Here is an 8,281-nt window from a genome sequence, read left to right as displayed (position 1 = left end):
GCGTCCGGTCATCAGAGGTGACCCACGGTGCAGGGGGAGCATCCCGCTGAGGAACATCAGATCGCCCACGCGGACGCGGGGCACGTACGCGCCCAGCGGCGGCGGCGCTTCGGGCAGGTGCAAGCCCGCGTCCCGCAGGCGCTGGAGAGATCCGCTCACTGGGACACCATCCTTGTGTCAGGGGAACACTTGTGACAGGCCGCTTATCCAAGGCCGGGTCCGCTCGGTTTCGGTCACGCGATCAGTGAGCCGATCGTCTGATCGGCTTGGCCGGGCGTCCAGCGCTCGCCGAGCAGCTTGTAGTTCATGCGCGGGAAGAAGCCGTAGCGCGAACCGATGTCGAGGGCGTGTGCGTGTCAGTGATCCAGGATCGGGCGGGCATGTCGCAGCCGGCCGTCTCGGCGCACCTGAAGATCCTTCACCAGGCTGGGCTCGTGACGCGCAACAAGATCGGTAACTGGCACTTCTACAGACGTGACGAGTTCGCCATACGGCGCTTCCTCGACACGCTGTCCACCGCACTTTGACAGGCCGCTGGACGTTCGCCGGTTGGGCTCGTACTGTCGCAGCCTCCACACCGTCACCGAATCGGTGAGGCGCCTCAGGTCGGCCCGCCGGCGTCCGGTTCGCTCGTCTTCCCCGATCCCGGAAGCTTCGCCGGGTTGACCACCAGGTTCAACTCGGTGACCGGCCGTGTATCGGCACGCGCGCCGCGTGAACCGCTCCATCGCCGTCGGAGCGGAGCACGACCTGGGGATCGAGCAGGTTGACCAGTTCCGCGAGGTCTCCGTCGGAGGCGGCCTTGAGGAAGGTGGCGGTGATCCGCCGGTGCTCCTCGGGCCGAGCTCAGCATGTCGAGGCCAATCCGGGAGGTCACCGTCGTGAGCCAGGCCCGCGGGTGCGCCAGGTCCGCGGGCGCGGAGGTGCGCAGGCGGCTTGATGGAGTGCTGGGTGTTCATTCAACGGCGCTGGCCGTGGTCCCGTCGTCGGCACTCTTCACGAAGCTATCCAAGTTGGACCCGGTATAGATCTTGTTCGCCGCTCTACGGCGTTCCATGGCGGCCTTACGCAGGCGGTGCCCGGCGAATGCTTGAGGCATCCCAAGCGGCAACTGCAGCCTCGAACTGCCGGGAGTCTGTGACTGTCGGTGGCGGCTGGCAGCATGGCGCCATGACTGCGCGTCCCCTTGACGTCTCCTGGCTCCGCGGAGAATACACCGAGTATGGCTACAGCTTCATCTACGTCCGTGACGCGCCCGAGCAGGTGATCGCTCGTCTCGGCGGTCGATGGGAGGACTTCACGCCGGGCCCATTCCCTGACAACCCCGACAAGTTCCCATTCCATGGCGACCCGATCGGGATCGCTTCCATCGACGAATGGTCGTTCATCGTCGAATCCGGCTTGCTTGGCACCTGCGAAGACGTGGTCACTTCGCTGTCCAAGGGCACTCGCCTCGTCTCCCAGTTCGCGCTCAGCATCAAGGGGTTGGACTACTTCTATTGGTGCGAGGACGGCGAGATCAGATTCGGCTTCTGGGCACAAGAGGGATACATGATGGAGACACCGGACGAACTCGTGGACATCATGGCGGAGATTGACAGGCTCTACCCCGGGTTGCCCTATCTCTACGAAGGGCCGGCCTTCCTGCTCGCCGAGCGCCTCACCGGGATAAGACTGACCCAGCAACTGTTGGCAGAATCCACCTTTTACTGGGGAGCGGTGCCAGAACCACCCCCATAGCCGTCTTGACGGCAGGGCAATCAGCCCGTGACCTGCGGTTCCTCGTCGCACCGCACGCATCTGCCCTGCCTGGTCATCCCGCCTGCCCCCCCTCCTGCCCGAAGGGGAAGCGGGCCAGGGCCCCGGATCAAGGGTGGAGCGCCCCCACCGGACGAACGATCTGGTACCCATGGCCCTGGTCTGCTCAGCTTGTCCCGGGTCGACGGGGAGGGCACCCCTCGTCACCCCTCTTAATGGCCCGCGAATGGCCCGGCGATCAACCGACCGACGGCGATCCTCTCGAAGCCGCGAGAGGATCGAAGGTAGGATGGAGGGCATGAGTGAGCCTACTGGCAAGTATTCGATCACCATGCCGCGTGACATCGCCGAGGCCGCCCGGTCTCGGAGCGGCCCGTCCGGGCTGTCCGCCTACGTCGCCGCCGCCGTCGCCCGCCAGATCGAGCGCGACAACCTCAACGAACTCATCCAGGTCGCCGAGGCCGAGCACGGCCCCATCACCGCCGACGAGATCCAGGCACTGCGCGACCAGCTCCACCAGGCCCGGCGGGGGCAGGCCAGTGGTGGGGCGGCCGCGTGACCCGTTCTCCCGCTGATCCCGGGGGCACCCTCGTCCTCGACAGCGAGGGGCTGGCCAAGGCCGTCCTGCGCGACCGCACGGTCACCTCATGGCTCGCGCTCGCCCGTGTCGACGATCTCCGCGTCATCACCTCTGCCGCCACCCTCGTCGAGGTGGTCCATCCCCGCGTCAACCGGCCGGCCCTGGAGTGGACGCTGTCCCGCCTCGTCGTCGAGCCGGTCACCGAAACGATCGCCCGCCACGCCGCAACGCTCTTGTCCGGCACCAGCCTGCACGGGCACAAGTACGCCATCGACGCCATGCTCAGCGCCACCGCCCTTGCTGCCCCAGGCCCCGTCACGGTCCTCACCTCCGACCCCGAGGACCTCGCCGCCCTCTGCGGCGTACGCGTCACTGTCATCAAAGTCTGAGCTGTGCTTCCGGCCTGATGGTCCCCGACTGGTGATTCCCGGACCCAATGGCACGCAGAGATCAAGAGCCCTGGGGAACAACGAATCCCAGGTATCGAAACAATCGGTCTACCTGGGCTTTCACAATGAGAGCGGGTGACGGGAATCGAACCCGCGCTGTCAGCTTGGGAAGCTGATGTTCTGCCATTGAACTACACCCGCATCGGGCCGAAGCCGCGTCCACCACTGTAGCGGAAACCGAGCCCACTTCAGCAAGCCCAGGCACGGTAGGTTGCTCCACGTGCTGCTATCTGACCGTGACATCCTCGCCGAGATCGACGCCGGGCGGCTCGCGCTCGATCCCTTCGACCAGGAGATGATCCAGCCCTCCAGCATCGACGTACGGCTCGACCGGTTCTTCCGGGTGTTCGAGAACCACAAGTACCCGCACATCGACCCCTCGGTGGAGCAGCCGGATCTCACCCGGCTGGTGGAGCCCGACGGCGACGAGCCGTTCATTCTGCATCCGGGCGAGTTCGTGCTGGCGTCGACGTACGAGGTGGTCACGTTGCCGAGTGATCTGGCGTCGCGGTTGGAGGGCAAGAGCTCGCTGGGCCGGCTGGGTCTGCTGACCCATTCCACGGCGGGTTTCATCGATCCCGGGTTCAGTGGGCACGTCACGCTGGAGTTGTCCAATGTCGCGACGTTGCCGATCAAGTTGTGGCCCGGGATGAAGATCGGCCAACTGTGCGTGTTCCGGCTGAGTTCTCCTGCCGTGCATCCGTACGGTTCGGCGAAGTACGGCTCGCGTTATCAGGGGCAGAGGGGGCCCACTCCTTCACGGTCCTTCCACGGCTTCCACCGGACGGTGATCTGAGAAAGGCAGGGAAGGTGGGCGCATGGGCATCCCAATGTCACGGTGTCACGCAACACACGGAGGGTAGCGACTAGGAGAAGGGGACATGAAGTTCGCATTTTGCCTGGTTACCCGTACTCTCTTCCACGGACCATCCCCGCACATCTGGAGATCGACGTGCGCCTGCGTCTCACGCCACGTGAGGACAGCTACTACGACCTGTTCGCCGACTCGGCGAACAACCTGGTCACAGCATCACGCCTGCTGGTAGAGATCATCAGCGACGGCTCGGACAGGGAAGCCCTGGCCGACAAGATGCGCGTTTGCGAGCACACCGGTGATGAACGCACCCATGCGATCATGAACCGGCTCAATGAGAGCTTCATCACTCCGTTCGATCGCGAGGACATCTATCGTCTCGCCTCGAACCTCGACGACGTGATGGACGCCATGGAAGCGGCCTCCGATCTCATCGTCCTCTACCAGATCGACCACCTGCCCAAAGATGTCGTGCGGCAGGTCGAGGTGCTGGAGAGGGCCGCCGAGCTGACGGCCGAGGCCATGCCCCGGCTGCGGTCGATGAAGAACCTCAACGAATACTGGATCGAGGTCAACCGGCTGGAGAACCAGGGAGACCAGGTTTACCGGCGGCTGCTGGCCAAACTCTTCAGCGGCGAGTACGACGCGTTGACGGTCATGAAGATGAAGGAGGTCATCGACGCCCTCGAAGAGGCCGCCGACGCCTTCGAGCATGTGGCCAACACCGTCGAGTCGATCGCGGTCAAGGAAAGCTAACCTCAGTGGACCTTACGCTCGCCCTCGTCATCAGTGTGGTCGTCGTCGCGTTGATCTTCGACTACACCAATGGCTTCCACGACGCGGCGAACGCCATCGCCACCTCGGTCTCCACACGCGCGCTCACCCCGCGGGCCGCGTTGTTCATGGCCGCGGCGATGAACTTCATCGGCGCCCACCTCGGCACCCAGGTCGCCGCGACCGTCGGCAAAGGGATCATCGACGCTCCTCAGGGCTCGCACGGGCTGGTGATCGTGGCGTCAGGGTTGATCGGCGCGATCACCTGGAACCTCATCACCTGGCGCTTCGGTCTGCCCTCCTCCTCCAGCCATGCGCTGATCGGCGGTCTCGTCGGAGCGGCGCTGGCCTCGGCCAGCCTCGTCTACTGGGATGGCGTGGTGGACAAGGTCCTCATCCCGATGATCCTGTCACCGCTGCTGGGCTTCACGCTCGCCGCGGCGATCATGATTGCGATCTACTGGATCTTCCGCAACGCGCAGCCCGGTAAGACCAACCGCGGCTTCCGTTACGCGCAGACCATCTCGGCCGCCGCCATGGCGCTCGGGCACGGCCTGCAGGACGCCCAGAAGACCATGGGTGTGATCTTCCTCGCGCTCGTGGTCGGCGGTTATGCCGCTCCGCAGGACGAGATCCCGCAGTGGGTCATCCTCGCCGCCGCGACGGCGATCTCACTGGGCACGTACGCCGGCGGCTGGCGGATCATGCGGACTCTGGGCCGGCGCATCATCGCGCTGGACCCGCCGCAGGGGTTCGCGGCCGAGACCGCGGCGGCCACCGTCCTGTACGGCGCGGCGATCGGGTTCGGCGCGCCCATCTCGACCACCCACACCATCACCAGCGCGATCATGGGCGTCGGCTCGACCAAGCGGCTGTCGGCCGTGCGGTGGGGCGTGGCGGGCAACATCGTGACCGCCTGGGTTCTCACGATTCCGGCGGCGGCTCTGGTGGCTGCTCTGTCCTACTACGCCCTGCACTGGATGGTGGAGTAGCGGCCTACATCACGTCGTGCGGCCTACATCACGTAGCGGCGTACATCACGTAGCGGCGTACATCACGTCCACGTCCCACCGGTTGAACCCCAGTCCCTCGTACAACCTGATCGCCGCCGTGTTGGCCTCGTCCACGTAGAGCATCGCCTGGGCGAGGCCGCGCGCGCGCAGGTGGTGGAGCCCGGCCAGGGTGAGGGCCTTGCCGAGGCCGGTGCCCTGCTGGGAGGGGTCGACGCCCACGACGTACACCTCGCCGAGGGGCTCGTGGCCGTGCCCGGAGGACCCGTGGATCTTCGTCCAGTGGAATCCGACGAGCCGCTCGCCACGGCAGGCCAGGAAGAACCCGGCGGGGTCGAACCACGGCTCGCGCTCGCGCCGGAGCAGGTCGTCCCTGGTCCACGAGCCCTGCTCGGGGTGGTGCGCGAAGGCGGCGGCGTTGACCTTGAGCCACTCCTCCTCGTCCTGTCCGGGCACGAACGCGCGCAGCCGTACCCCGTCGGGCACGGCGTAGGGCGGCAGCGGCGCGAACAGCGAGCGGCGCATCTGCCACAGCGAACGCATCCGCTCGAACCCCATCGACGCGGCCAGCGCGCCGGCTCCGGCGTGGTCGCCGTGCGCCCACAGCCGCAGCCTGCCGCCGGTCAGTTCGAGTACGGCCCCCAGCAGTCGCCTGCCGTGTCCCCTGCGCCGAAAGTCCGGGTGGACGACCAGCTCGCCGCTCGGGCCCTCGACCTCGTCGGTGGGGTCGACGTGCGCGTAGCCCGCCAGGGCGGGGCCGTCGTACAGCAGGAGCGAGCGGGCCAGCGGGTCGCCGCCGTAACGCATGTGGAGCATCACGTGCTCGTTCAGCGGCCGTACGCCGTCGGTCTCCGTGGCCGCGTCAACGATGCGCTGGACCTTGGCGATTTCCTGGTCATCGAGCCGTTCTCTGATCTCCACGTGCGTTTCCACAGCTCGCACTCTAGGCGTACAACTGGCAAATAACGCCATGTGGGGGTGCCACGAATCGTTACCTTTGCGACATTGGCTGCTCAGCTTGTCGCCGTAACGTCTTGGGCCATGACGTCTCGTTCCCTCCTCCGGCTCGCGCTGGCCGGAGCCGTCGCCACAGGTTCGGTGCTGCTCGCCGCAACGCCGGCGGACGCGGGTAAGACTCCCAGGACGGTCCCCATCCGTCTGCTCGCCCTCAACGACTTCCACGGCAACCTAGAGCCGCCGGGCGGCTCCTCCGGCCGGATGGTCGACGAGAGCGGCGCCACGGTCGACGCGGGCGGTGCCGCCTTCGTCGCCACCCACATGAAGGCCCACGCCGACAAGAACACCATCGCCGTCGCCCAGGGCGACCTCATCGGCGCGACCCCGCTGGTCTCCGCCGCCTACCACGACGAGCCGTCGGTCGAGTTCATGGGCAAGATCGGGCTGAAGGTGGCCGCGGTCGGCAACCACGAGTTCGACGAGGGCTACGCGGAGCTGCGCCGGATCATGAAGGGCGGCTGCCACCCGGTCGACGGCTGCTCCCCGGCCGGGCAGTGGAAGGGCGCGGCGTTCGACTACGTGGGCGCGAACGTCCTGTTCAAGAACCCGAACGAGAAGACCGACGCGCTCGCGGCGCTTGGCGCTCAAGGCCAGTTCAAGAACCTGATGGCTGACTGGGGCGTGCCCGCGCTGCCGCCGGTGAGCGTCAAGTGGATGAACGGCGTGCCGATCGGCTTCATCGGCCTCGTGACGCAAACCACGCCGAACATCGTCACCGCGGAGGGCATCAAGGACCTCAAGTTCGTCGACGAGGTCAAGGCCGCGAACGTGGCGTCCAAGCTGCTCAAGCTGCTCGGCGTGAAGGCCCAGGTCATCCTCGTGCACGAGGGCGACCAGGTGACGGCCGGCCAGTCGCCCGACGCGTGCAGTGCCGTCCCGGGCGCGGGCAACCGCATCGCCACGCAGGTCGACCCCGAGATCGATTTGGTGCTCAGCGGACACTCGCATCAGGCGTACCTGTGCACCGTCAAGGACCCCGCCGGGCAGAACCGCCTCTACTCGCAGGGCGGCTCGTTCGGCCGCGTCATCACCCAGGTCGACCTCCAGGTGAACGTCAAGACGCGGGACGTCGACCGCTCGACGGTCGTGGCGGACAACCACGTCGTGACCCGCACGGTCACCCCGGATCCCGAAATTTCGACGTTCGTGCAGACGTGGAAGGATCGCGTCGCGCCGGTGGCCAACAGGCCCGTCGGCACGATCTCCGCGGACCTCACCAACACCGCCGCCCCGAGCGGTGAGTCGCCCCTCGGCAACCTCATCGCCGACGGCCAGCTCGCCGCGACCAGGACCGGCGGCAACGCCCAGATCGCCCTGATGAACCCGGGCGGCGTCCGCAACTCGCTGAACTACGCCGGCTCCCCGGCCGGAGAGGGCGACGGGGTCGTCACCTACGGCGAGGCGTTCGCCGTCCAGCCCTTCAACAACCTCATGCAGGTGGTCACGCTGACCGGCGCCCAGCTGAAGACGGTGCTGGAGCAGCAGTTCACCGGAGGCCCCAACAACCAGGCGTTCACCAAGATCCTGCAGCCCTCGGCGAACCTGACCTACACCTACAGCAGGTCCGCCGCCTGGGGCGCCAAGGTCTCCGACATCAGGATCGACGGCACGCCGGTGACCGACACCCAGTCGATCCGGGTCGCGGCCAACAACTTCCTGGTGGGCGGCGGGGACGCGTTCCTCGCCTTCACCGAGGGCACGGACGTGTGGAGCGGCCCGCTCGACATCGACGCCTTCGTCGAGCACCTCGGCAGGGACAACCCCATTGCCCCGCCCGCCACGAACCGCATCACCGTGGTGGACTGACAGTGATGATGTAGATGAGCGCTTCCCGCCAGGGTCTGACCCTTGGACTGACTGACCTTCGGGTCCTCAACGG

At 66.7% G+C, this 8,281-nt stretch carries 9 protein-coding genes and 1 tRNA gene; 8 read left to right on the top strand and 2 right to left on the bottom strand.

The window, feature by feature from the left end:
• Positions 1–353: 353 nt before the first annotated feature.
• The 4 genes from AC5L3X_RS38965 (at position 354) to AC5L3X_RS38950 (ending at position 2,727) form a co-directional block, all read left to right on the top strand.
• Positions 354–527 (top strand): ArsR/SmtB family transcription factor, encoded by a 174-nt coding sequence (locus tag AC5L3X_RS38965; RefSeq protein WP_494863801.1) that lies wholly within the window; start codon positions 354–356, stop codon positions 525–527.
• A gap of 643 nt (positions 528–1,170) precedes the next feature.
• The gene (locus AC5L3X_RS38960; RefSeq protein ID WP_494863800.1) at positions 1,171–1,740 is read left to right on the top strand and encodes a DUF6461 domain-containing protein; all 570 of its coding nucleotides are present in this window, start codon (positions 1,171–1,173) and stop codon (positions 1,738–1,740) included.
• Positions 1,741–2,056: 316 nt separating this feature from the next.
• Positions 2,057–2,317, top strand: a complete 261-nt coding sequence (locus tag AC5L3X_RS38955; protein ID WP_494863798.1) for a CopG family transcriptional regulator — start codon at positions 2,057–2,059, stop codon at positions 2,315–2,317.
• Positions 2,314–2,727 (top strand): type II toxin-antitoxin system VapC family toxin, encoded by a 414-nt coding sequence (locus AC5L3X_RS38950; protein ID WP_494863796.1) that lies wholly within the window; start codon positions 2,314–2,316, stop codon positions 2,725–2,727. Before AC5L3X_RS38955 ends, AC5L3X_RS38950 begins: the two co-directional genes overlap by 4 nt.
• Positions 2,728–2,857: 130 nt before the next feature.
• Here AC5L3X_RS38950 and AC5L3X_RS38945 read toward each other — a convergent pair.
• Positions 2,858–2,928 (bottom strand) — tRNA-Gly (locus AC5L3X_RS38945).
• 79 nt (positions 2,929–3,007) lie between these two features.
• On the opposite strand from AC5L3X_RS38945, the gene dcd reads away from it, so the two are divergent.
• The 3 genes from dcd to AC5L3X_RS38930 all read left to right on the top strand — a co-directional run bounded on the left by dcd (position 3,008) and on the right by AC5L3X_RS38930 (position 5,367).
• A complete protein-coding gene (gene dcd / locus AC5L3X_RS38940) occupies positions 3,008–3,583 on the top strand; it encodes a dCTP deaminase (protein WP_494863794.1) in 576 nt (191 codons plus the stop codon).
• Positions 3,584–3,739: 156 nt separating this feature from the next.
• A complete protein-coding gene (locus AC5L3X_RS38935) occupies positions 3,740–4,357 on the top strand; it encodes a DUF47 domain-containing protein (protein WP_189124409.1) in 618 nt (205 codons plus the stop codon).
• 5 nt (positions 4,358–4,362) lie between these two features.
• Positions 4,363–5,367 carry an inorganic phosphate transporter gene (locus AC5L3X_RS38930; protein WP_494863792.1) on the top strand — a complete coding sequence of 335 codons (1,005 nt, stop codon included), beginning with the start codon at positions 4,363–4,365 and terminating at the stop codon, positions 5,365–5,367.
• A 45-nt stretch (positions 5,368–5,412) separates the two neighbouring features.
• Here AC5L3X_RS38930 and mshD read toward each other — a convergent pair whose 3' ends face one another.
• Positions 5,413–6,318 (bottom strand): mycothiol synthase, encoded by a 906-nt coding sequence (gene mshD, locus AC5L3X_RS38925; protein WP_494863790.1) that lies wholly within the window; start codon positions 6,316–6,318, stop codon positions 5,413–5,415.
• Positions 6,319–6,426: 108 nt separating this feature from the next.
• Between mshD and AC5L3X_RS38920 the strand changes: the two genes are divergently transcribed.
• Complete coding sequence (locus AC5L3X_RS38920) at positions 6,427–8,208, top strand: bifunctional metallophosphatase/5'-nucleotidase (protein ID WP_494863789.1); 1,782 nt, start codon at positions 6,427–6,429, stop codon at positions 8,206–8,208.
• Positions 8,209–8,281 lie beyond the last annotated feature (73 nt).

Source organism: Nonomuraea sp. CX421, from assembly GCF_059358955.1.
The sequence above is the reverse complement of the archived record's forward strand: the minus strand, read 5'-3'. Positions and strand labels throughout refer to the sequence as shown.